The 21897-nt window shown below is 55.7% G+C and carries 23 protein-coding genes and 1 pseudogene; 8 read left to right on the plus strand and 16 right to left on the minus strand.

All coding sequences use genetic code 11. The annotated features are described in order from the left end of the window. Positions 1-5: 5 nt before the first annotated feature. The 3 genes from ABIE59_RS18665 to mauJ all read left to right on the plus strand — a co-directional run bounded on the left by ABIE59_RS18665 (position 6) and on the right by mauJ (position 4116). On the plus strand, positions 6-1694 hold the full coding sequence (locus ABIE59_RS18665) for an AMP-binding protein (RefSeq protein ID WP_354449218.1): 1689 nt from the start codon (positions 6-8) through the stop codon (positions 1692-1694). A gap of 280 nt (positions 1695-1974) precedes the next feature. Beyond that, on the plus strand, positions 1975-3192 hold the full coding sequence (locus ABIE59_RS18670) for an nSTAND1 domain-containing NTPase (protein ID WP_354449220.1): 1218 nt from the start codon (positions 1975-1977) through the stop codon (positions 3190-3192). Positions 3193-3336: 144 nt separating this feature from the next. Further along, complete coding sequence (gene mauJ / locus ABIE59_RS18675) at positions 3337-4116, plus strand: methylamine utilization protein MauJ (protein ID WP_354449222.1); 780 nt, start codon at positions 3337-3339, stop codon at positions 4114-4116. A 60-nt stretch (positions 4117-4176) separates the two neighbouring features. On the opposite strand, the gene ABIE59_RS18680 is transcribed toward mauJ, so the two are convergent. The 4 genes from ABIE59_RS18680 to ABIE59_RS18695 form a co-directional block, all read right to left on the minus strand. Continuing rightward, positions 4177-4491, minus strand: a complete 315-nt coding sequence (locus tag ABIE59_RS18680; protein WP_354449224.1) for a hypothetical protein — start codon at positions 4489-4491, stop codon at positions 4177-4179. A 2-nt stretch (positions 4492-4493) separates the two neighbouring features. Beyond that, the gene (locus tag ABIE59_RS18685; protein WP_354449226.1) at positions 4494-4730 is read right to left on the minus strand and encodes an addiction module protein; all 237 of its coding nucleotides are present in this window, start codon (positions 4728-4730) and stop codon (positions 4494-4496) included. Between the two features lie 101 nt (positions 4731-4831). Further along, positions 4832-6115, minus strand: coding sequence for an MFS transporter (locus ABIE59_RS18690; protein WP_354449228.1), 1284 nt, complete (start codon positions 6113-6115; stop codon positions 4832-4834). A 37-nt stretch (positions 6116-6152) separates the two neighbouring features. Then, a complete protein-coding gene (locus ABIE59_RS18695; RefSeq protein WP_354449230.1) occupies positions 6153-7043 on the minus strand; it encodes a LysR family transcriptional regulator in 891 nt (296 codons plus the stop codon). Between the two features lie 109 nt (positions 7044-7152). Here ABIE59_RS18695 and ABIE59_RS18700 point away from each other — a divergent pair, with 109 nt between their 5' ends. Both ABIE59_RS18700 and ABIE59_RS18705 read left to right on the plus strand, forming a co-directional pair. Further along, positions 7153-7593, plus strand: coding sequence for a DoxX family protein (locus tag ABIE59_RS18700; RefSeq protein ID WP_354449232.1), 441 nt, complete (start codon positions 7153-7155; stop codon positions 7591-7593). A 37-nt stretch (positions 7594-7630) separates the two neighbouring features. Then, on the plus strand, positions 7631-8395 hold the full coding sequence (locus tag ABIE59_RS18705; RefSeq protein ID WP_354449234.1) for a DODA-type extradiol aromatic ring-opening family dioxygenase: 765 nt from the start codon (positions 7631-7633) through the stop codon (positions 8393-8395). A 64-nt stretch (positions 8396-8459) separates the two neighbouring features. Here ABIE59_RS18705 and ABIE59_RS18710 read toward each other — a convergent pair whose 3' ends face one another. Both ABIE59_RS18710 and ABIE59_RS18715 read right to left on the minus strand, forming a co-directional pair. Beyond that, positions 8460-9797 carry a sensor domain-containing protein gene (locus ABIE59_RS18710; RefSeq protein ID WP_354449236.1) on the minus strand — a complete coding sequence of 446 codons (1338 nt, stop codon included), beginning with the start codon at positions 9795-9797 and terminating at the stop codon, positions 8460-8462. Positions 9798-9919: 122 nt separating this feature from the next. After that, complete coding sequence (locus ABIE59_RS18715) at positions 9920-10297, minus strand: nuclear transport factor 2-like protein (protein ID WP_072677778.1); 378 nt, start codon at positions 10295-10297, stop codon at positions 9920-9922. A gap of 199 nt (positions 10298-10496) precedes the next feature. Between ABIE59_RS18715 and ABIE59_RS18720 the strand changes: the two genes are divergently transcribed. Beyond that, positions 10497-11804 (plus strand): short-chain fatty acid transporter, encoded by a 1308-nt coding sequence (locus ABIE59_RS18720; protein WP_354449239.1) that lies wholly within the window; start codon positions 10497-10499, stop codon positions 11802-11804. 52 nt (positions 11805-11856) lie between these two features. Here ABIE59_RS18720 and ABIE59_RS18725 read toward each other — a convergent pair whose 3' ends face one another. The 9 genes and pseudogenes from ABIE59_RS18725 to ABIE59_RS18765 all read right to left on the minus strand — a co-directional run bounded on the left by ABIE59_RS18725 (position 11857) and on the right by ABIE59_RS18765 (position 20160). Continuing rightward, complete coding sequence (locus ABIE59_RS18725; protein ID WP_354449241.1) at positions 11857-12852, minus strand: branched-chain amino acid ABC transporter permease; 996 nt, start codon at positions 12850-12852, stop codon at positions 11857-11859. Between the two features lie 2 nt (positions 12853-12854). Further along, entirely contained in the window at positions 12855-13742 is an 888-nt protein-coding gene (locus tag ABIE59_RS18730; RefSeq protein ID WP_354449243.1) for a branched-chain amino acid ABC transporter permease, read from the minus strand. A gap of 107 nt (positions 13743-13849) precedes the next feature. Continuing rightward, on the minus strand, positions 13850-15061 hold the full coding sequence (locus ABIE59_RS18735) for an ABC transporter substrate-binding protein (RefSeq protein WP_354449245.1): 1212 nt from the start codon (positions 15059-15061) through the stop codon (positions 13850-13852). Between the two features lie 79 nt (positions 15062-15140). Continuing rightward, positions 15141-15863: an ABC transporter ATP-binding protein gene (locus ABIE59_RS18740; RefSeq protein ID WP_152437591.1), complete on the minus strand. Its 723-nt coding sequence runs from the start codon at positions 15861-15863 to the stop codon at positions 15141-15143. Then, positions 15860-16663 (minus strand): ABC transporter ATP-binding protein, encoded by an 804-nt coding sequence (locus ABIE59_RS18745; RefSeq protein WP_354449247.1) that lies wholly within the window; start codon positions 16661-16663, stop codon positions 15860-15862. The genes ABIE59_RS18740 and ABIE59_RS18745 overlap by 4 nt, the downstream gene beginning before the upstream one ends. Positions 16664-16751: 88 nt before the next feature. Beyond that, positions 16752-17168 (minus strand): PaaI family thioesterase, encoded by a 417-nt coding sequence (locus ABIE59_RS18750; RefSeq protein WP_152437589.1) that lies wholly within the window; start codon positions 17166-17168, stop codon positions 16752-16754. Next, complete coding sequence (locus ABIE59_RS18755; RefSeq protein ID WP_354449250.1) at positions 17165-18814, minus strand: AMP-binding protein; 1650 nt, start codon at positions 18812-18814, stop codon at positions 17165-17167. The genes ABIE59_RS18750 and ABIE59_RS18755 overlap by 4 nt, the downstream gene beginning before the upstream one ends. A 205-nt stretch (positions 18815-19019) precedes the next feature. Continuing rightward, a pseudogene (locus ABIE59_RS18760) lies at positions 19020-19157 on the minus strand (DJ-1/PfpI family protein); the annotation flags it as partial. 88 nt (positions 19158-19245) lie between these two features. Continuing rightward, on the minus strand, positions 19246-20160 hold the full coding sequence (locus ABIE59_RS18765; RefSeq protein ID WP_354449252.1) for a LysR family transcriptional regulator: 915 nt from the start codon (positions 20158-20160) through the stop codon (positions 19246-19248). Between the two features lie 135 nt (positions 20161-20295). Here ABIE59_RS18765 and ABIE59_RS18770 point away from each other — a divergent pair, with 135 nt between their 5' ends. Together ABIE59_RS18770 and ABIE59_RS18775 are read left to right on the plus strand one after the other, a co-directional pair. Beyond that, positions 20296-21051, plus strand: coding sequence for an SDR family oxidoreductase (locus ABIE59_RS18770; protein WP_354449254.1), 756 nt, complete (start codon positions 20296-20298; stop codon positions 21049-21051). Between the two features lie 89 nt (positions 21052-21140). After that, positions 21141-21410, plus strand: coding sequence for a hypothetical protein (locus tag ABIE59_RS18775; protein ID WP_138437658.1), 270 nt, complete (start codon positions 21141-21143; stop codon positions 21408-21410). A gap of 166 nt (positions 21411-21576) precedes the next feature. Here ABIE59_RS18775 and ABIE59_RS18780 read toward each other — a convergent pair. Next, the coding region (locus ABIE59_RS18780; RefSeq protein WP_502915393.1) for a helix-turn-helix domain-containing protein at positions 21577-21897 on the minus strand (321 nt) is incomplete at its 5' end.

The raw sequence follows: 21897 nt of genomic DNA on the forward strand, positions 1-21897 counted from the left end.
GAGACATGAGCAAGACTCTCCCGAGCTACACCAGCAGCACCGCCGACAAACCGCTACTGGGCATGACCATCGGCGATATGCTCGACCGCACCGCCGAAAGATTCCCCAACAACGACGCCCTGGTATGCCTGCACCAGGACATCCGCTGGACTTACAAAGAATTCGTCGACAAGGTCAACGAAGCCGCCCGCGCCTTTATGGCCATCGGCGTCAAACGCGGCGACCGCGTGGGCATCTGGTCTCCCAACCGGTATGAGTGGACCGTTACCCAGTTCGCCACCGCCAAAGTGGGCGCCATCCTGGTGAACATCAACCCGGCCTACGGCGTACACGAGCTGCAATATGCCCTCAACCTGGCCGGCATCACCACTCTGGTAACCGCAGACAGCTTCAAAGCCTCCAACTACCGGGAAATGATCTACGAGCTGGCGCCAGAGCTGAAACGCAGCGCCCCCGGCAAACTCAAAGCCGATCACCTGCCAGACCTGCGCGCCGTCATCAACATGCACGAGGACAAACACGACGGCATGTGGACCTGGAAAGAGTTCATCGGTTTTGCCGGTGACGTTTCCGAAGCCGATCTCAGCAAACGCCAGAGCGAGCTGCAGTTTGATGACCCCATCAACATCCAGTTCACCTCCGGCACCACCGGCAACCCCAAAGGCGCCACCCTCACCCACCACAACATCCTCAACAACGGCTACTTTGTGGGTGAAAGCCAGCGCCTGACCGAGAACGACCGCCTGGTTATCCCCGTGCCCCTGTACCACTGCTTCGGCATGGTGATGGGCAACCTGGGCTGTATTACCCACGGCACCGCCATGATCTACCCGGGCGAAGGCTTTGACCCGAAAACCGTACTGCAGGCCGTGCACCAGGAAAAAGCCACCGCCCTGTACGGCGTGCCCACCATGTTCATCGCCGAACTGGCCGACCCGGAGTTCGACACCTACGACCTCTCCAGCTTGCGCACCGGCATCATGGCCGGCTCCATCTGCCCGGCGGAAGTGATGAAAAAGGTCAACGGCAAGATGAACATGAAGGAAGTGCAGATCGCCTACGGCATGACCGAAACCAGCCCGGTATCCACCCAGACCAGCTCCGAAGACCCGTTCGAAAAACAGGTCACCACCGTGGGCCGAACACAGCCGCACCTGGAAACCAAGATTGTCGACCCCGGCACCGGCAACGTGGTGCCCCGTGGCGAAATTGGCGAACTCTGCACCCGTGGCTACAGCGTGATGCTGAAGTACTGGAACAACGAAGAGAAAACCCGTGAAGCCATAGACGACGGCGGCTGGATGCACACCGGCGACCTGGCCACCATGGACGAAGACGGCTACATCCAGATCGTCGGCCGCATCAAAGACATGGTGATCCGCGGCGGCGAGAACATCTACCCGAAAGAAATCGAAGAATTCCTCTACACCCACCCCGCCATCGAAGACGTGCAGGTAACCGGCATACCCGATGAGAAATATGGCGAAGAACTGATCGCCTGGGTGAAACTACGCCCAGACACAGACCCGGTAACCGGTGAGGACTTGCAGGCCTTCTGCAAAGGCAAAATCGCCCACTTCAAGATTCCAAAGAACTACAAGTTTGTGGATGCCTTCCCGATGACCGTGACCGGGAAGATTCAGAAGTTCAAGATGCGGGAGATTTCGATTGAGGAGATGGGGTTGAAGCAGTAGCCCGCGCCCTGCTCCAGTCACACCCTTCAGACCCCGGCCTTGTGTCGGGTTTTTATTTTTCTGCGGCCGACTACGACTTGGGGGAACTGAAATCGTGAAGTGCGCTTCGTTTTTGCACGTGGATATTACGAAAGTTCCGGCTAGTAGCTTTGCAGGGGCATGATTTATGGGCTATTTTGTTGGTTAGCTTACAAACCAAGCGGTGATCGTGAAGCTGTCGCGTTTTTTGTTGGCGCTTTGACCGCCATCTAATTGCTTTTGCAACTCATAGGAGAAAATTTTGGATCTATTTGGGTTAGAAAGAGAAAGGAAGATATCCGCATCCGGGGTCAGAAATATCTTTACCCCCCACCAGCCAGTTCAAACAGAGGATCTGTTTTTTGGCAGGCAAGAAGTTGTTGGGAAGATAATAGAGCATCTTAATACTCCCGGCCAGCACGCGTTACTATTCGGCGATAGAGGTGTAGGAAAAAGCTCACTAGCGAATATAACAACGTCATTACTTATCAATCAGATCTTGCAGGTTCCTCTTTATACGAAACGCTGCTCCTCCAGTGACGACTTTATTTCCATTTTCAAAGAACCTCTTGAAAACGCGGGGGTTGAAGTCGATTTAAAGTCTCGAACCACATCACATATAGAGGGAGGGAACGCAGGGCTCAGCCTTAAAGTTGTGAAAGCCGGAGTACACAGTGATCATGAAAATTCGCGTGTATATGAATACAAAACGCCAACACCATCAGTTGTTGCTGAGCTCTTGAAGAATCAAAAAGGTCTTCTCTATATTGATGAAGCAGATCAAATAAAAAGCTCGCAAGATAAAATAAATATTTCCGAAGCTATAAAGCTGCTTAGTGATTATGCCTCACCATTCAAGATTCTTGTGGTAGGGATAGCAGAAACGGGAGAAGAAATTACTGCAGCTCACCCATCAGTAAGTCGCTGCCTAAAAGAGACGAAACTTGAAAAAATGACCGACCCTGAACTTGAGTCGATAATACAAGAAGGAGCGAAAAAACTAGGCATTACGTTTGAGTTTCCCGTTGTAAATGCAATAGTAAGACTGAGTTCTGGCTACCCACATTTCACACACCTTCTTGCTTTAAAATGTAGCGAAGAGGTTATTGTTAACGAAAAATCTGTAGTAACTTTGAGAACGCTAAATACGGCAATTAAAGACGCAGTTAATGATGCGGAAGGAACTCTTCGGCGTAAGTACGAGCAAGCTGTTCGGTCTGCATCAACTGACATGTTCAAACATGTCCTTTTGGCCGCAGCTAGAGTAGGATCCCAGAAAGAATTTAGTGCTGTTTTATGGAGAGAGCAGATTAAGGAAATAACCGGAAAGACTATTAGTCAGCAAGAGCTAAATAACTATTTGAATAGGCTGGTAGCGACCGACGAAAGTTGCGTTATAAAAAGACTCGGTAAAGGAGTTTATAAATTCAACGACCCCAGGATGCCGAGCTTTATAAAAATTGCTAACGAAGATGTGTAACAATGCAGTTCATGCGACGAGTGCGTGATTGCGACGTTATGCGGATTATAGTGATACTGGTTCATAATGAGATGGCTTAACCTTGCAGTTTCACCCGGTTTCTATTGGCCCAATCGGCAAGTCGGGATCCCGTTCGAGGGTTATATGGTGGCTCTCCAGCCTCGCCGCCAAAGCCAAGAGGATCAACTGGAGCTGGCTGCTACGGTGTCAGTGTTTGATCCGAATGGTACATCCTTCGAAGTAGGGGGCACGGTTGCAAGTAAGTTTCTCAGCCGGCTTGCATGGTCACACAACGGGGGTGTAGTTGAGTTGTTTGCGGTCGGATCAAATTTCCCTGAAAGACCAGGTCGAGTTGGTCAGGGTACTTACCAGCGTTCAGGGTGGGCTCAGGTTGACCCTTGGGATTTTATCTATCTTCCCGCTGCCGACAGACAAGAAGCAGATTTGGCGCTGGGCTTATTCCGAGAGGGTATGTCCGTCAATTCCACTCCGTTTGCTTTCCTTAGTTTCTTCAAGATCTTGAACATTCACCATGGCGGTGGGATGGGTCAGAAGAACTGGATTAATGATAATCTTCACCGCATTTTGCATAGCCAAGCTCTCGATCGATTAAGCGAGATTCAGAGATCCGAATCGGATGTAGGGAGATACCTCTATGAAGAAGGGCGTTGCGCTGTTGCACATGCCCATGGGACACCTTTGGTGAATCCAGATAGCTATGTCGATAGACGGCGGATGGAGGATGATTTGACGCTCATGAAAGAAATCGCTGCGCTATTTATAGAGTCGGAACTCGGTATATTGTCCGCTAGCTCGTACTGGAGGAGCCTACGAGAGGGTGGTTGTCCGGGGACCGAACTCTTGCGGAAGGTAGTTCAAGAGGATGGTTGTATCATTTATGTTCCAGAACCACTATCCCCATAACAAACGCAAGTAAGCAGAACAATTCTCCGCTTTGATCCAAATTGTCCAGTGTTGCGGGCGTTAGGGCTTACTACGCCCCAGCCAATAACCAGGTTTTCGGGAGTGGTGAGCAACGGCAATGACTACAGTTTCTTCTGAAAGCTCAATGGCGACTATATCGTATGGGAAGCGCTCCAGAATCAGGCGCCTTGCACCGGTATCGCCGGCTTCTTCGGGGAGAGGTGATAAGGGGAGGAAGTTTTCTTCAATCACGTCGATGGCAGCATCAACAGCAGCAAAAAACTCGGCCCCGAGTCCAGCCTGCTCATATTCATACCATGCTGCTGCCTCTATTGCTTCCTGCGAGGCTTCTTCCAGTATCCTTACCGTTCGCACTGTTACTGGCCTAACCTCGCTCTCATCTTTGATCGAAATTCTTTACGGCTGAGCAGCGTGGCTCTTCCGCTTTTGACTTTGGATACACGGCGAACAATTTCATCGTTCCAAGCCTGCTCGACCGAGTCGTCACGGGGGCCGTCCAGGCTCATTATCAGCTCCCGAGCCAGCGCTGCACGTTCCGACTCGGAGAGAGTCGAAATCTGGGAGCGTAGGTGGTCTAGTGTTTCGGTCGTCATGGCGCCTCCGCGAGTGGCTATAAAGCTATGCTATCCCGATTCAAAGGCCCTAACAAGGCCGGTCAGCTTGACTTTGGCGGGATTTAATCCCGAGCGGCAGATTAGTTGCCCTCACTCGGGGCCTCGATTTTAACGGCCCGATAGGGCTCACCCTCCTCAGTCTGCAGCTGATAGTCATAAGCCGCCTGCAGGCCAGTTTCGGTCTCAGAGTCGCCCTCTTCATCGGAGCCCTGCTCAAGGGAACGCGGGTAAAGCGGCGAAAGCAGTGCCGCCAGTATGCCGATGGCGGCAAACATGGCAAACGCATCCGCATAACTGAACTCGTTCACCAACGTACCCACGATGGGCGAGCCGACGGCCTGGCCAAGGGACACCGATATAAAGGGCAGCACCGGCCCCACAGACAACCGTCCGGGTAGCAGGCGGATGCCGGTCATCAGGTACAGGCCGGTCAGGCTCATGTAGGCCAGGCCGAATACAAGCGCGGAAAACACCGCAATCACTATATTGCCGGGGCTGGCGGCCAGCAGGGCCAGGCTGGCAGACAGCATCATCAGCATCAGCGCCTGGGTGATGGGTGGGTTGTTGCGATCGGCAAGGTCTGCAACCACGGCACCGCCCAGCCCTGCCAGGCCTACCCCCAGCCACAGCCAGCCGGTAGAGCCCGATGGCAAGGCACCCACAGTAACCGCCAGGTCCGGCGCAAAAATCCAGTACGCGGCAGACACAAAGCCCATCACGAAGGCGAACAATGAGAGCCGCAACAGGCGCACCCACTGCAGGGTAGTAATGGCAGGCGGCGGCGCAGCGTTCGCCGGCATGACTCGTGAAACCGAGGGGATTAAATACCAGGTTGCCAACACCCCAATAACGGCCAAAACCGCAAAGGAGAAATAGGCATAACGCCAGGCCCCGGCCAGTAACAGAATGGCCGACGCGGCGCCCACCACACCCACACTGGTTCCGGCGTTCATCACCGAGCTCACGCGCCCATGCAGGGAGCGTTTTACCAGCGCCTGCATGGCGGCGGTAAGTGCCGGCATCATCAGGCCGGTGCAGATACCACAGGCGACTACGCCCACACCCAGCGACAAAACACCCGACGCCTGGCTGATCAACACCAGGCCAAGCGCACCAAAGCCGCCAGACAGCACCGCCGTGTTGCGGGCGCCCAAGCGATCAGCCGCCAGCGGCGCGACCAGGGTAGCCAGGATAAAACTGATGAGCGGAAGCGCGCCGATGATGCCGATCATGTCTGGCGAGAGTTCCAGCTCTGCCCGGATCGGCGGCACGAACAAGCCGAAGGCAAAACGGGCCAGCCCGAAGCTGATGGCAATCAGAGCGGCACCCAGAAGGGCAAACGAGGTACTTGAAGGAAACTTCATGTCACCTCCGGCAGGCTACTGTAAATTTACGGCGGCACTACACAGCGTCTGGCAACGTTGCAACCAGGAAGTCCACCAACGCCCTTACCTTGGGCGTAACGAACTTGCGGGTGGGATAAACCGCATACACTCCCAGTTCAGCAGAGCAGTATTCCGGCAACAACTCCACCAGCCTGCCCGAGTCCAAATCATCACGCAACAGGAAGCTCGGCTGGTACACCACCCCCTGGTGGGCCACAGCGCCGGCGCAACAGGTGTCACCGTTGTTGGCGTACATCCAAGGGCGTACCCGCATACTGACCGGCCCCTCCGGCCCCTGAAACTGCCATTCGTTACCGCTGGCCAGGTTGCTGTAGGCAATGACCTTGTGGTGCATCAGGTCTTCAGGCGTTTCGGGTGCACCGTGCGCCCGGATGTATTCGGGAGAGGCGCACACCATCAGCCGGGTATTGGTGAGGCGACGGCTCACCAGGGTGGAGGTTTGCAGGCTGGCTATACGAATGGCCAGGTCAAAGCCTTCTTCAACGATATCCACGATGCGATCAGACAGCTCGATGTTCAGTTCCACCTCCGGAAACCGGGCGTGGAACTCACCCCACAGCGGGGCCATGTGTCGAATACCGAAACTCACCGGTGCGTTAATGCGCAGCACCCCTTTGGCCACGCTGGTGCGCGAGGTCAGTTCCGCTTCGGCCTCTTCCACCCCCGCCAGCAATTCCCGGCAACGAACGTAGAACACCTCCCCTTCCGCCGTGAGTGACAATCGCCGGGTGGTGCGGTGTAGCAGCCGCACGGTAAGGCGCGATTCCAGCTCGTTGATGTAGCGTGACACCGCCGCTTTGGACATGCCCATGGTCTCGGAGGCGGCGACAAAACTGCCGGCGTCTACAACGGCGCAGAAGGTCTGCATTTCCAGTAATCGATCCATCTTATTGTTCCACTTTTTGAAACAGTCAATCTATTAAACGCATATTTATCCCAAAAATGGATCCTCGTAAAGTAGCCCCATACTCAACCACACAGAAGGAAACACGATCATGAACAACCCACTCATCAACAAACTGCTCGATACCAACGCTGGCTGGGGCGCCCTCGCCCTGCGTATTCCGGTGGGCATCATCTTCGCCGCCCACGGTGCCCAGAAGCTGTTCGGCTGGTTCGGAGGCTACGGCCTTGAAGGTACCGGGCAATGGATGGATTCTATTGGTTTAAGCCCGGGATTCCTGATGGCCCTGCTGGCCGGCGGAACCGAGTTCTTTGGCGGTCTGGCGCTGATAATCGGCCTGCTGGTTCGCCCTGCCAGCGCGGCTCTGGCCTTCGCCATGGTGATTGCCATTTTCAGCGTGCACATCCAGAACGGCCTGTTCATGAGCAACAATGGCTACGAATTCGGACTGGCCTTGCTGGCGGCTTCTGTTTCGCTGATGTTCAGCGGAGCCGGGCGCGCATCGGTTGACCGGCTTGTAGCCGCTCGCTAAACAGTACACCGAACTCAACCCAAAGGAGCAACGCGCCATGACCAGTCTATTTGTATCCCACGGCGCCCCCACCTTTGCGCTGGAGCCGGGCCTGGCAGGCCCGGCCCTCACCCGGCTGGGGCAGCAACTTCCACGGCCGGCCGCCGTGCTGGTGGTGTCGCCCCACTGGATGACGCCCGAGGTGCGGGTAGGCCTTGCCGAAACACCGGCAACCATCCACGACTTCAACGGTTTTGAACCCACGCTTTATGAGCTCGAATACCCGGCTCCCGGCCACCCGGCTTTTGCCAGAATGGCGCTTTCTCTCCTTGAGGAAGCGGGCTGGAAACCGGTCGCCGACGCCCAACGCGGCCTCGACCACGGTGCCTGGGTGCCGTTGCGGCATCTTTACCCGGATGCGTCCGTGCCGGTATTTCAGGTATCCCTGCCGGATTGGCTCGACAGCCACTCTGCCTGGCGCCTGGGCCAGACGCTCGCCCCATTGGAAAAAGAGGGTATTCTGATCGTCGGCTCCGGCAGCCTGACCCACAACCTGTATGAGGTCCGCTGGCGCGACGAACAGGCAAGCGAGTACGCCCGGGATTTCAGCCACTGGATTCGGGAAGCGGCGATTGCAGGCGATCACGAGCGACTGGTAAACGCCCTGACCCTGGCTCCCCATGCTCGCCGCGCACACCCCACCGTTGAGCATTTCCTGCCACTGCTGGTGGCCCTTGGGGCTGCTGGTTCCGGGGCCCGGGGCACCGTTATAGAAGGCGGGATTGAGCACGGGGTGCTTTCAATGGATTCGTTTGTTTTCTGACGGGCGGCTCTGCACTGCATCCGAAAACTCTCCTTCGGCTTGAAAAGGGCCACCTGAAGCCCGTTCAGAGACTCCGTTTTTGCTCGTACATCTTCGAATCGGCGCGCCCAAGTAAGCTGCGCGCCGTGTGGCCGTCTTCCGGGTACAGGGCAACACCCACGCTGAGGGAAATCAGCACCCTCTGGCCCTCCAGCACCACGGGCGCCGCCATTACCTCGCGGATTTTGCTAACGGCAGCGTCCGCTGCGGCAAGATCGCCGATATCGGTCAACAACACGGTGAACTCGTCACCGCCCATGCGCGCTACGGTGTCTGTTTCGCGGGTGCACTGTTCCAGCCGGCGGGCGGTTTCGATCAGCAACTGGTCGCCTGCCTCGTGGCCCAGGTTGTCGTTGATCTGTTTGAAATCATTCAGGTCCAGATACAACAGCGCCACATGGCTGTTATGCCGGCTGGCTGACTTCAGTGCGGTTTCCAGCCGATCGTAAAACAGTGACCGGTTGGTCAAACCGGTCAGTGGGTCGTGGTGCGCAAGAAAGCGCAGATGTTCTTCCGCGCGCTTGCGCTCGACAACGGTAGCAACCTGGGTGGCAATAAACTGAAGCAGCTCTTGGTCCGCAGCGTGATAACGAGTATGTTCGGACTGCCCCTCAATGACCAGTGCACCCAGTACCGAACCGTTTGAGATCAGCGGCACACCCAGCCAGTTCATGGGGCCTGTCGATTTCAACCCGCCCACATTTATTACCCCAAGGCCCGGTTTAGAAACGTCACGTGAGGTAAGCACTGTCTGCCCGGAGCCAAGCACCTCCGCCAGCGCCGTGCCGGGTTGCATTGAGCCTTCAACCCAGTCGTTCGCGACATCAGCTGACCAGTCCGGAACGGTCAACACCGCTTTCACCGAGTCATAGAAAACCAGGTGCAGGTCGTTGCGAGGAAACAGCTCTGTAATCACCTGCCGCACACCGTCACAGATCCCACGCAGGCTGTCGGCACTGTGCGTGGTTTCAGATATTCGGTAGAGCGCATCCCGGGTCTGATTGGCGCGCCGAAGAGACGTGACATTGCGGGCCAGGCCGATTCGCAGCCTGTCCTCTTCTGACCAGCGCGCGGACCATAATATGTGAACAGCATGCCCCTCTTTATGGAGGTATCGGTTTTCAAAGTTTGTGTGGGCCCGGCCCTGCATAACGCGGTCAGCTTCCGCGCGGGTGCGCTCACGGTCATCAGGATGAAGGTAATCGAAAATCAGCGTGCCGATCATTTCAGAAGCGGTGTACCCCAGCAGCGCCTTGCAGGCATCGCTGACAAACACAATGTTCCCGGATTCATCCACAACGAATACAGGATCCAGCAACAGATTCACCAGCTTGGGATACAGGGTTTCAAGATCGACAGGCATAGGCGCAGCTATTTACTTCGCAGGTGAAAGTATATTTCACTAACATAATCGGGAATGGGCGCAACGGATAGCCGCTTATCCGCCAAACGGCAAACACGTCAAGCCCGCCTATTCTCAGCGCTTTAACTGGCAGACGGCAGGTTACCCCCAAGCATGTTTTCAACCACGGCGGCGTTATAGAAGGTTTCCACCGTGTGTATTTTGTCATTCCGGACACGAAACCAGACCGCGAGCCGCACGTCTCCGATCGGTTTGAAGTGGGTCTGGTAGTCCAGAATGGCGTAAACGTGTTCGCCGTCTGCGCTGAGCTGGCGAACAATCAGGTCTTTCTGGATGGCCGCCATGCCGAATTGGTACGCCAGCATGTCGTCGGGCCGGAGGAAACGCATGTTAGGCCCCACATATTCAAACCCCTCTTCAACCAGCAAGGCCTTTGCCTCATCAAAACGCTGGGCCTGAATGTCTGAAATGAACTGCGCCACGATGTCTTTGGGCTGCATGAATAGACTCCGTTTTCAGAGTAGAGAGGATTCAGAACCTGAATCTACCAAATTAGTGCATCAACATGTCAGTGCTATTTGAGCGACTCATCTGGCGCGCGTGAGGAGCACATCCGACAAAAGAATGATCCCTGCAGCATGCGTTTTTCCGTTTGATTGCTAAGCTTGTGGTGACCCAAAAATAATAAAGGAGAACATCATGTTAGACAGAGCATCCAAACCCTTTGTCAGTCTGGTGGAGAAGTACCTGCCAGACCCCTACCTGTTCGTTATTATCCTCACGCTACTGTCGTTCATCGCCGCCATGGTCTTTGAGGGCCATGGCCCGTTGGCGGTTATCGAGATGTGGGGTAATGGCTTCTGGAACCTGCTGACGTTCTCCATGCAAATGCTGCTGGTGCTGGTTACCGGGTTTATGCTGGCCAGCACACCGCTGGTGCGCGGCATACTCAACCGCATTGCGGGCCTGGCAAGAACACCCGGGCAGGCAATTGTGCTGGTTACCTTCGTGGCCCTGATTGCCAGCTGGATCAACTGGGGATTTGGCCTGGTGGTGGGGGCGCTGTTTGCCAAAGCCCTGGCCCGGCAGATTCGCGTGCACTATCCGCTGTTGATCGCCAGCGCCTACTCCGGGTTTATCGTGTGGCACGGCGGGCTGGCGGGGTCCATTCCACTGGTGATTGCCACCGATGGCCACTTCACGGAAAACGTGATCGGCGTTATCGGTACCAGCGAGACCATTTTCGCGTTTTTCAACCTGGCCATCGTGGCGGCCCTGTTTATCGTGGTGCCGCTGGTTAACCGGCTCATGTTGCCCGAGGAACGAGACAGCGTGTACGCAGACCCGAAAGTGCTGGACGACGAGCCAGACACCGCCGTTGTGATCAATCGCCCGGCGGACCACCTGGAAAACAGCAGGGTTCTGGCGTGGCTGATTGGCTTCAGCGGCATCGCGTTCATCTTCCAGTATTTCATTAACGGTGGCGGCCTGAACCTGAACATCGTCAACTTCATGTTCCTGTTTCTGGCAATCATTCTGCACCAGACGCCAAAACGCCTGCTGGCCAGCCTGAACGAGGCGGTCAAAGGCGGTTCCGGCATCGTGATTCAATTCCCCTTCTATGCAGGCATCATGGGGGTTATGACTGCATCCGGCCTGGCCGCCAGCATTTCCTCGGGCTTCGTTTCCATCGCCAGCGCGCAAAGCCTGCCTTTCTGGAGCTTTATCAGCGCAGGCCTGGTGAACATTTTTGTGCCGTCTGGGGGTGGGCAATGGGCGGTGCAGGCGCCGGTCATGCTGCCAGCCGCCCAGGAACTGGGTGCCGATATCCCCAGGGTTGCCATGGCGGTGGCCTGGGGTGACGCCTGGACCAACCTGCTGCAACCTTTCTGGGCCCTGCCCGTGCTGGCGATTGCCGGGCTGAAAGCCAAAGATATCATGGGCTATTGCCTGATGCTGCTGTTCATTACCGGCGCCATTATCAGCATCGGCCTGACCTGGCTTTAACGCCTTGCCGGCTGTTGGCAGACCACTATGCCAACAGCCGGCCAACTAGGATTTACCCAAGGTTCTTTTTCAGGAATTTCTGGATTTCACCGACGATCCCGCTGCGGAACGCCAGTACGGTGAGCACAAAGATGCCGCCAAGGATCGGGTTCACCCAATCCCGCAGAGGCCCCTGGGACAACTGGTATTCAATGTTGACCACAAAGGTGGCGCCCACCACCGGGCCGAGCAAGGTGCCCATGCCGCCGACCAGTGTCATCAGGATGACCTCACCGGACATATGCCAGTGGGCGTCGTTGAGCGAAGCCAGCTGGAACACCACCGATTTCATGGAACCTGCCAGGCCCGCCAGTGCCGCCGAGATCACGAACGCCAGCACTTTGTAGCGATCCACGTTGTAGCCAAGTGACACCGCGCGGGGTTCGTTCTGCTTGATGGCCTTGAGCACCTGGCCATAGGGGCTGCTGACTATGCGTTGGACCAGCAGGTAGCAACCGATGAACACGGCCAGCACGAAGTAGTACATGTTCAGGTTTTCCGACAGGTCAATCAGCCCGAACAGGTGGCCCCGGGGGATGCCGTGCATGCCGTCTTCGCCGCCGGTAAATTCCGACTGCACGAAGAAGAAATAGACCAGTTGTGCCAGGGCCAGAGTGACCATGGCAAAATAGATGCCTTGCCGGCGAATGGACAACAAGGCGAATGCCAGGCCCAAAGCCGTTGCGACCAGGGTGCCTGCAATAATGCCCACTTCTGTGGTCAGGCCTGAGTAGTTGCTGAGCAGGTAACCGGTGGTGTAGCCGCCGGTGGCAAGAAAAGCGGCATGGCCGAAGGACAACAGCCCGGTAAAACCGAACAGCAGGTTAAAGGCCACCGCAAAAAGCGCGAAGCAAAGGATCTTCATCAGGAAGACCGGGTACATCACGAAAGGCGCTGCCAGCAGCAAGAGCAGCAACACGCCGTTGAGAAGCATCTTCCGGCGACCCTGGGACTTCTGCTGGTCGATGATCGCCTTTCGTACGTCGGCGGGATTGAATGATTGGCTCATGATTATGCTTCCTTACCGAACAGGCCGGAGGGTCGGAACATCAACACCACCACCATGACCAGGAAAATAACGGCAGACGACGCGGGTGGGTAAAAGGTTTTGGTGAGGCCTTCAATCACGCCCATCATAATGCCGGTGATAATCGCCCCGCCAATAGAGCCCATACCGCCGATCACCACCACGGCAAACACCACGATCAGCGTATTGGCGCCCATGGTGGGAGTAACCGAGTAGATAGGCGCCGCAAGCACGCCGGCAAAGGCCGCCAGCGCCACACCAAAACCGTAAGTGAGGCTGACCAGCAGTGGCACGTTGATACCGAACCCCTGCATGAGTTGGGAGTCTTCCGTGCCGGCGCGCAAATAGGCCCCCAGCTTGGTCTTTTCAATCATGAACCAGGTGCCGAAACACACCAGCAGCGCCACCACAATCACCCAGGCCCGGTAATAAGGCAGGAACATAAAGTCCAGCTTAAAACCACCTTTGAACATGTCGGGCATGGCGTAGCGCAGGCCAGACACACCATAGATATTGGTGAGCACGCCCTGAATAATCAGCGCCACCCCGAACGTGAGCAGCAGGCTGTATATGTGATCCTGCCCGGCAATTCGCCGCAGCAGGAAATATTCGATCATTACCCCGAACACGCCAACCAGTAGCGGCGCCATAAACAGGGCGACCCAGTAGTTCACCCCGAAGGTGTTAAACAAAACCACCGTCAACAGAGCACCCAGCATATACATGGCACCGTGGGCGAAGTTGATGATCTTCAGCAGGCCAAAGATGATCGCAAGGCCCAGGCTTAGCAGGGCATAGAAGGCGCCATTGATGAACCCGATCAGAAGCTGACCGGAAAGCACAGCAAGGGGGACGCCGAAAATCATGGTCATGGGTTTAACTCCACAAGCAGCACGTACATTGGTATTGAGCTTGTCGGCTCAGTGACACGCCGGGCACGCCCTGCCCTTTGGAGGGCGTGCCTCAGCTTTGCTCAGCCTCAGTTAGTCACCAGTTTGCACTTGCTCTCAGAGAGTGGGCGGTAGGCTTCATCGGCCGGAATGGTCCGCAGGATCTTGTACAGATCCCACTCGTTCTTGGACTCCGCCGGCGTTTTCACCTCGGCCAGATACATGTCGTGCACCATCCGGCCGTCGGCACGGATACGACCATTGGTGGCGAACATATCGTTGATGGGTGTGTCCATCATCTGCTTGCGAACGGTTTGGGCGTCATCCGAACCTGTCGCGGCGACGGCGTTCAGATAATGCAGGGTGCTGGAGTAGATACCCGCATGCACCATGGTGGGCCGCACACCGGTTTCTTTCATAAAGCGATCAGACCACTCCCGGGTATCGTCGTTCATGTCCCAGTACCACCCCGTGGTGAGCTGGATACCTTGTGCAGTGTTGGCACCCAACGCATGGACGTCAGTCAGGAACAGCAGCAAGGCGGCCAGGGTCTGGCCGGCTTGTGTAACACCGAATTCACTGGCGGTGGTGATGGCGTTGGTGGTGTCTGAACCGGCGTTGGCCAGGCCAACGACATCCGCACCAGAAGCCTGAGCCTGCAGCACGAAGGAGGAGAAATCCTGGGTCGGGAACGGATGGCGCACAGAGCCGACAATTTCACCCCCGTTGGCCTCCACCACGCGGGTTACGTCTGCTTCGAGGGCGTGGCCGAAGGCGTAATCTGCGGTCATCAGGTACCAGCTCTTGCCACCCTCTTTAACCACCGCACTGGCGGTACCGTTGGCCAGCGGATAGGTGTCGTACACATAATGGATGTGGTTGGCGGTGCAATGCTCATTGGTGATGCTGGAAGCGGCAGAACCGGAGACGATGCCCAGCCGGTCATTCTCTTCAAGGATCTTGCTGACTGCGATGGTCACAGACGAAGCCACCAGGCCCGCAACCATGTCTACCTTGTCGTTTTCCACCCAGCGGCGAACGGTACTGGAAGAAGCATCGGGATTATTACGATCATCAGCACTGACGACTTCGATCTTGGCGCCGTTCACAGTGCCACCGAAATCCTTGATGGCCATCTGCAGGGCCTTGAGGCCATTGGGGCCCGCCAGGTCACGATAGGTACCAGACATGTCGGCCAGGTAGCCGATCTTCACGGTTTTATCAGAAATGGCCGCCTGCGCGCCACTCACCATCAGGGCTGAGGCAACGGCTGAGGTCAGAAGCTTTTTGGTAATTGTCATTATTGTATCTCCGCTACTGTCTTGCGTTGGTTGATGTTGTTGGAGTTATTGGTTTTGTTGCACTCGTTCTATCCGGAGTTCAGACCCCCAAATAGCCGTCCAGCACCGATTGTTTGGCACTCAGTTCATCGGCGTGGATTTCTTCCACAATCTGCCCATGCTCAACCACGTAATGCCGGTCAGCCAGCGGGGCTGCAAAGTGGAAATTCTGTTCAACCAGTATGATGGTCAGGCCTTTTTCTTTGAGCGCCATCAGCACCTCACCCAGCTTCTCGACAATCACGGGTGCAAGCCCTTCCGTGATCTCATCGAGCAGGAGCATATTGGCACCGGTGCGCAGGATACGGGCCATCGCCAGCATCTGCTGCTCACCACCGGACAGCTTGGTGCCCTGGCTGAACCGACGTTCATACAGGTTTGGGAACATGTTGTAGATTTCTTCCAGGCTCATACCGCCACTGCGCACCACCGGCGGCAAAGTGAGGTTTTCCTGAACGTTGAGAGAGGAAAAAATGCCCCGGTGTTCGGGGCAATACCCCACTCCCAACCTCGCAATATGATGCGGCGCGCACTGCATGGTTTCTTCGCCGTTAATCATGATGGAGCCGGTGCGGCGGCCCACCATATTCATAATGGCCTTAAGGGTGGTGCTGCGGCCGGCGCCGTTACGGCCAAGCAGGGTAACCAGCTCGCCGCGCTTAACCACCAGGTCAACGCCATGGAGAATGTGAGATTCACCGTAAAAGGCGTGCAGGCCAGACACCCGCAACTGTTCGTAGTCTTTCTGGGGATTCTGGCTCATTGTGCTGCCTCCGCCTGCTCGGCGGGACTCTTGCCACCGCGTTCTCCGCTGCCATCGCTGCCCATGTAAACTTCACGCACCCTCGGGTCTGCAGAGACCGCTTGATAATCACCTTCTGTCAGCACCGCGCCTTGGGCCAGTACCGTGATGCGGTCGCACAGTTTGCTGACCACACTCAGGTTGTGCTCCACCATCAGAACGGTGCGCCCTGCGGCGGCCTTGCGCACCAACTCCACTACCCGGTCTACGTCTTCCGATCCCATGCCTTGGGTTGGTTCGTCCAGCAGCAGCAGCTTGGGCTCCATCGCCAGGGTGGTGGCCAGTTCCAGCGCGCGCTTGCGGCCATAGGCCAGTTCTACGGTGGTGGTATTGGCAAACTCGACAAGGCCGACGGAATCGAGCAATTCCATGCAGCGCTGGTTCAGCCGGTTCAGGGAGGCGCCGGATTTCCAGAAGCTGAAAGACGTGCCCTCTGCGGTTTGCAGCGCAATGCGGATATTCTCCAGCGCCGTCATATGGGGAAACACCGCCGATATCTGGAAAGACCGAACAATACCCTTACGGGCAATAGCGGCAGACTTCAGGGCGGTGATGTCTTCACCGTGGTAGAGGATCTGGCCTCTGGTCGGGCTCAGGAATTTGGTCAGCAGGTTAAAGACCGTGGTCTTGCCCGCGCCATTGGGCCCGATCAGTGCATGGATATCACCCTGCCGGACCTGCAGGTTGACGTTATCAACCGCTACAAATCCCTTGAATTCCTTGACCAGGTTACGGGTCTCGAGAACGAATTGTTCACTCATGAGCCACTTCACCTTTTGTTATTGTTGTATTTAACAATCAATCCACAGATTAGATTGACGTATACGTAAACATCAAGAATAAACTTGGTTATTTTTCCGGCGGTATGGAATAGGTCATGGTGGAATGTGCAACGGGCTCTTCCGAGCCTTCGGAATACACAAACACTTCACCCACGCCGATAGTTCGCCCCACCTTGAGAATCGTCGCCCTGGCCCAGATAGGCGCATGAGCCACGGGCTTTCTGAGGAAGTTGATATTGAGGTTGGTGGTGACGGCCAAAGGCACCAGGCCAATCTTGCTGAGCAACGCGGCATACATGGCGACATCGGCCAGCCCCATCATGGCGGGGCCGGCCACTGTTCCACCTGGGCGCAGGTGTTCTTCGTCTACCTCCAGTTTCATTTCTGCCCAGCCATCACCCAGTTCCTGCAGGGTGCCGTATGAGGCCCCCTGCGGAAACTGCTCTTCAAGGAAATAGCGCAGCTCCTCAAAGGTAATCTTCATACGGCGATTTCCTCTTTGGCCCGGTTGCGCAACACAAAGCGTTGGATCTTGCCGCTGGGTGTTTTCGGCAACTCGTCCACAAACTCGATTTCCCGCGGGTAGGCGTGGGTAGACAAGCGGTGACGGACCAGTTCCTGCAGCTCTTCTTTGAGCACGGCGTCGTCCGCCGGCTCCTGACCAGATTTGATAACCACATAGGCCTTGATGATCGAGCCGCGCTTTTCATCCGGCTTGGCCACCACACCGGATTCGGCCACCGCCGCATGCTCCAGCAGGGTACTTTCAACATCCGCTGGCCCTACGCGGTAACCTGCTGTGGTGATAATGTCGTCGTCACGGCCGCTGAAGGAGAAACTGCCATCGCCATGGCAGATCACCATGTCGCCGGTCAGGTAGTAGCCGTTCACGAACGGGTCTTTCTCGCCCCAGGTGTAGCCATCAAAATGGAACAGCGGCGACGCCTTGAGATCCACTGCCAACTGGCCGATTTCGCCCTCTCCCACCTCTTCATTTTTTTCGTTCAACGCCACTACTCTGTGGCCTGGCGATGAGAACCCCATAGAGCCCTGGCGAATCGGGTGGTCCAGGCCGTGGAAGTTGCAACAGGTCATACCGGTTTCGGTCTGGCCGTAATGGTCTTTCACCGGGCAGAAGTGACGACGGGCAATCCAGTTCACCACCTCCGGATTCAGGGGCTCGCCGGCGCTGCTGCACACCCTCAGGCCAAGATTCTCCCCTTCCGGCAGAACCTGATCGTTCGCCTTGAGCAGGCGATAGGCCGTCGGCGCCGCTGCGAGGTTGGTGATCCGGTACTTGCGGATCATCTCGTAGGTGGATTCCGGGGTGAACGGATTGGGATTGAAATGGGTGGCGTGGCCCATCAGCAGCGGGCCGGTGACTGCGTAATAGAGGCCATAGGCCCAACCGGGGTCCGCCACATTCCAGAACACATCGTCTTCGCGCAGATCGATGGCGTATTTCATGTAAACGTAGAACGCCAGCAACGCCTTGGCGGGCACGGCCACGCCTTTAGCCTTGCCAACGGTACCGGAGGTAAACATCTGCAGGAACGGATCGTTGCCGGTGATCATCACCGGCTCGCACTGATCCGACTGTTCAGCCAACACCGCATCAAAATCGCGCACATCCGTACCGGTGGCTGCCGCGTTCAGGCACAGTACCGGCGGGCAATTTTTGACTTCTTCCAGCTTGGGGTAGTTGTCTGGATCGGTCACCACCAGCCGGGTGCTCGCCTTCTCCAGGCGGTACTCGATAGCGCCGGAACCAAAGGCGGTGAACAGCGGCTGGTACACCGCACCCAAGCGCAGGGTTCCGGCAATCACAATTAACAGCTCCGGCCCCCTGGGCAAAAGGCCGGCTACCCGGTCACCTTTGGTGACACCAATAGACTTCAGGTAGTTGGCGAAACGTGCAGACGCGGCTTTGAGCTCAGCGAAGGTAAGCACACCATCGCCACCACCGACTTTTTCGTAGTAGAGCGCAACCTTTTGCGGGTCAACGGCCCATCGGTCACAAATTTCGTGGCATACGTTCAGGCCACTATCCAAGCGTCCGTCCAGGATGTCCGCTTCCAGTGCGGCCGCATCAAAGTTTTTGTACACGTCATTGTATTGCGGAAGGCTCATCGTACACTCCGTTTGTTGTCGTTGTTGGTTGTACAAGCTTTAATCAGATTTAGCACAACCTTCACTTTACGTAAAGGTAAACTTTTGGCTAAAAGAGAGCCGCATAACATCGGAAACGGTCATTATTCTGGAGGGTTAGAAGGGGGCGATGTCAGGTACTATCCGCTTTACCAAGAGGCACAGATTGCTGAAACTATGGTTTGCGTTATATGTTGTTCGTCCATGTGAACTCCATTTGACGCGCTGTCTTCTCCGCCAACTCGTCACTATGCAATCTACTCACCAGATGCAGGCTCATACCAGTACCAGCGGATATGCCACCAGAACTTACGGTATTGCCCTCAAGCACATTGAGTTGACCGAACAATCTTCTAAGCTCCGGAAAAGTCTAGAACTTCAGCCTCAGGGTAGATATAAATGCCAATATTCACTTAGTTCTCCAAAAATACAAAGCGGCTGTTATAAACGGCAGAATCCAGTTCTTCAGATAACAGTCTTATAAACTCCTTCACCTTAACCGGCAGATAGGAGCGTGCTGGATAAACTGCATGCACCGGAAAACTTCGCAGAGGTCTGTCTGGCAGCAAACGAACCAGCCTGCCGCTTTCAATATCTTCCGCGAATACCCACAAGGGTCCAAGGTGTATGCCATTGCCCTCCAGCACCAGTCTGCGGATCGCAGCGACACTGTTGACTGTCATGTTGCTTTTGATCTTCAAATGCGAATAGCGACTGCCATCGGCAAATTCAATATCACTTCTTGCCTGACTGGACGAGTACAGAATGAAATTGTGCTGCTCCAGTTGTTCCAGGGATGTGGGCGTGCCGTGGTTATCCAGATACTCAGGGCTTGCCACCAGCACTCGTTTATTGTGGCCCAGATGTTTTGCGATCAGGCTGGAATCGGGCAGGTCGCCGATTCGCACTGCCACATCAAGATCGCTCTCAAGCAGGCTCTCAAAGGGGCTGCCCAGTGACAGTTCTACCGACAAATCCGGGGCGAGTTCCTGCAGTCGGCAAGCGACGGGAACCACAAATCTGGTACCAAAATCCACCGGCGCAGTGATACGCAATTTACCGGTGAGAAGAGACACACCGCTTCTGATTTCCTCTTCCAGTGCTAGTTGATCGTCAATGATCACCCGCAAGCGCTCATAATAGCGCTGCCCAAGCTCAGTCGTCGTGGTCCGTTGCGTGGAACGGCGCAGCAACCTGACCTTAAGGCGATCTTCCAGGGCAGCAATCTGCCGGCTGACAGAGGAAGGCTCAAGGTTCAGGGATTCCGCAGCCTTTTTGAAACTGCCTGATTCCACCACCCGAACAAATATGTGCTCGACACCACCCATGCTTATTGCGCTCTGTGCATTTAATAAATGCAGATTAGCACCCTTCCTGCTTTTAGCTCAATTGCATAGCCTGAATCCAGGGTGATCGGTATTGCAAACACGACCGCCCCCTTCACTAACTGCAGGAGAGAAACCATGGCAAAGATCAATCTTAATGGAAAAGTGGCTCTTGTTGCCGGCGGCGCCAAGAACCTCGGCGGCCTTGTCAGCCGGGAGTTCGCCGCAAGTGGAATGGACATCGTAGTGCACTACAACAGCGATGCCACTGAAAAAGACGCAGACGAAACAGTAGATGCCATCAAAGGTATGGGCCGTAACGCAATCGCAATCCAGAGCGACCTTACCAAAGCCGCCAACGTAGCGGCGCTTTTCCAACAGGCGAAGGACCACTTCGGTGGTATTGACGTAGCGGTTAACACCGTCGGGAAAGTGCTGCGCAAACCCATCATTGAAACGACGGAAGCAGAGTTCGACCAGATGATGGCCATTAACGCCAAGTCTGCGTATTTCTTTATCAAAGAAGCCGGCCTGCACCTCAACGACAACGGCAAGCTCATTACCATCTTGACGTCTTTGTTGGCCGCATTCACTGACGGCTACTCAACCTACGCCGGTGGCAAAGCGCCCGTTGAACACTTCACCCGCGCCGCTGCAAAAGAGCTTTCCGGTCGAGGGATATCGGTCAACAATGTTGGACCCGGCCCGATGGACACACCGTTCTTCTATGGCCAGGAAACCCCGGAGCGCGTGGCTTACCACAAGTCACAGGCTATGGGTAACCAACTTACGATGATTGAGGATATCGTTCCCATTGTGAAATTCCTGGCAACAGAAGGCTGGTGGATAAACGGTCAAACCCTCTTCGCCAATGGCGGCTACACTACCCGATAATAAACCTGGCCCTGGTCGCCTCCGGTCGTAGTTAACGGGGGCGACATTTTTATCCGAATGGTCCGTACCCGGAGTGATTGGAGGCAAGCATGAGAACACTATTGGTTATCGCTGGAGGCATTATTCTTTGGGCTGTCATACAAGGGCTGACCAAACTACTCCACCAGCCAGCAAGCAACAGCTGGATACCCACAAGCATCTTCGCAATCATCTGGCTCATGGTCACGAGTTGGAATGTATGGGTAGGGATAACACAAGCCGGCTATACGTTTCTGGAGGAGCTCCCCATCTTCCTGCTGACCTATTTGCTGCCCGTTACCGTTGCAGTTCTTATCCAGCGCAAATCCAGATCAGCATGACGGCACTGGTTGATAGCCACCTCTTCATAAATTGCTCTGTTTAGTGATTCTTCTTCGTCCATGACTCACGATTGATGTGCAACATAACGCCAGTGGTAATGGGCGGCAACGGAGCGCAGCGTAGTTGGCGTGAACTTTCCCCAATAAAATGGACACGCCCCATCAGTTAACCCCTGAGCTCGAGGTCTTCCCGAATAATCTCCGGATGGCGAAACGCAATCTCGATGAGCGCCTTTGCCGGCCCGGAAGGTTTACGTCGCCCCTGCTCCCATTCCTGTAGCGTGCGCGGAGAAATATGGAGTACCTCTGCAAACTCTCGCTGTGTGAGGCCAGTTTTGCCACGCGCTTCTGCGACCTCGTTTGGCTCTACACGGCTGACTCGTGCGGCTTTGTGCGTATTCCAGACCAAGGTTGCCACTGATTCCAGACGAAGCCTGCCACCCATTCCACGCGAAAGCTGCCACTGATTCCACGGCAAAGCTGCCAC

This window comes from Marinobacter sp. MBR-99 (genome assembly GCF_040547575.1).
Classification (GTDB): Bacteria; Pseudomonadota; Gammaproteobacteria; order Pseudomonadales; family Oleiphilaceae; genus Marinobacter.

Excerpts from the sequence above, each read along its gene's own strand:
- ABIE59_RS18665 (WP_354449218.1), top strand. The coding sequence starts at position 6 with ATGAGCAAGACTCTCCCGAGCTACACCAGCAGCACCGCCGACAAACCG.
- mauJ (WP_354449222.1), top strand. The coding sequence starts at position 3,337 with ATGGTGGCTCTCCAGCCTCGCCGCCAAAGCCAAGAGGATCAACTGGAG.
- ABIE59_RS18685 (WP_354449226.1), bottom strand. The coding sequence starts at position 4,730 with ATGACGACCGAAACACTAGACCACCTACGCTCCCAGATTTCGACTCTC.
- ABIE59_RS18690 (WP_354449228.1), bottom strand. The coding sequence starts at position 6,115 with ATGAAGTTTCCTTCAAGTACCTCGTTTGCCCTTCTGGGTGCCGCTCTG.
- ABIE59_RS18695 (WP_354449230.1), bottom strand. The coding sequence starts at position 7,043 with ATGGATCGATTACTGGAAATGCAGACCTTCTGCGCCGTTGTAGACGCC.
- ABIE59_RS18700 (WP_354449232.1), top strand. The coding sequence starts at position 7,153 with ATGAACAACCCACTCATCAACAAACTGCTCGATACCAACGCTGGCTGG.
- ABIE59_RS18705 (WP_354449234.1), top strand. The coding sequence starts at position 7,631 with ATGACCAGTCTATTTGTATCCCACGGCGCCCCCACCTTTGCGCTGGAG.
- ABIE59_RS18710 (WP_354449236.1), bottom strand. The coding sequence starts at position 9,797 with ATGCCTGTCGATCTTGAAACCCTGTATCCCAAGCTGGTGAATCTGTTG.
- ABIE59_RS18715 (WP_072677778.1), bottom strand. The coding sequence starts at position 10,297 with ATGCAGCCCAAAGACATCGTGGCGCAGTTCATTTCAGACATTCAGGCC.
- ABIE59_RS18720 (WP_354449239.1), top strand. The coding sequence starts at position 10,497 with ATGTTAGACAGAGCATCCAAACCCTTTGTCAGTCTGGTGGAGAAGTAC.
- ABIE59_RS18725 (WP_354449241.1), bottom strand. The coding sequence starts at position 12,852 with ATGAGCCAATCATTCAATCCCGCCGACGTACGAAAGGCGATCATCGAC.
- ABIE59_RS18730 (WP_354449243.1), bottom strand. The coding sequence starts at position 13,742 with ATGACCATGATTTTCGGCGTCCCCCTTGCTGTGCTTTCCGGTCAGCTT.
- ABIE59_RS18735 (WP_354449245.1), bottom strand. The coding sequence starts at position 15,061 with ATGACAATTACCAAAAAGCTTCTGACCTCAGCCGTTGCCTCAGCCCTG.
- ABIE59_RS18740 (WP_152437591.1), bottom strand. The coding sequence starts at position 15,863 with ATGAGCCAGAATCCCCAGAAAGACTACGAACAGTTGCGGGTGTCTGGC.
- ABIE59_RS18745 (WP_354449247.1), bottom strand. The coding sequence starts at position 16,663 with ATGAGTGAACAATTCGTTCTCGAGACCCGTAACCTGGTCAAGGAATTC.
- ABIE59_RS18750 (WP_152437589.1), bottom strand. The coding sequence starts at position 17,168 with ATGAAGATTACCTTTGAGGAGCTGCGCTATTTCCTTGAAGAGCAGTTT.
- ABIE59_RS18755 (WP_354449250.1), bottom strand. The coding sequence starts at position 18,814 with ATGAGCCTTCCGCAATACAATGACGTGTACAAAAACTTTGATGCGGCC.
- ABIE59_RS18765 (WP_354449252.1), bottom strand. The coding sequence starts at position 20,160 with ATGGGTGGTGTCGAGCACATATTTGTTCGGGTGGTGGAATCAGGCAGT.
- ABIE59_RS18770 (WP_354449254.1), top strand. The coding sequence starts at position 20,296 with ATGGCAAAGATCAATCTTAATGGAAAAGTGGCTCTTGTTGCCGGCGGC.
- ABIE59_RS18775 (WP_138437658.1), top strand. The coding sequence starts at position 21,141 with ATGAGAACACTATTGGTTATCGCTGGAGGCATTATTCTTTGGGCTGTC.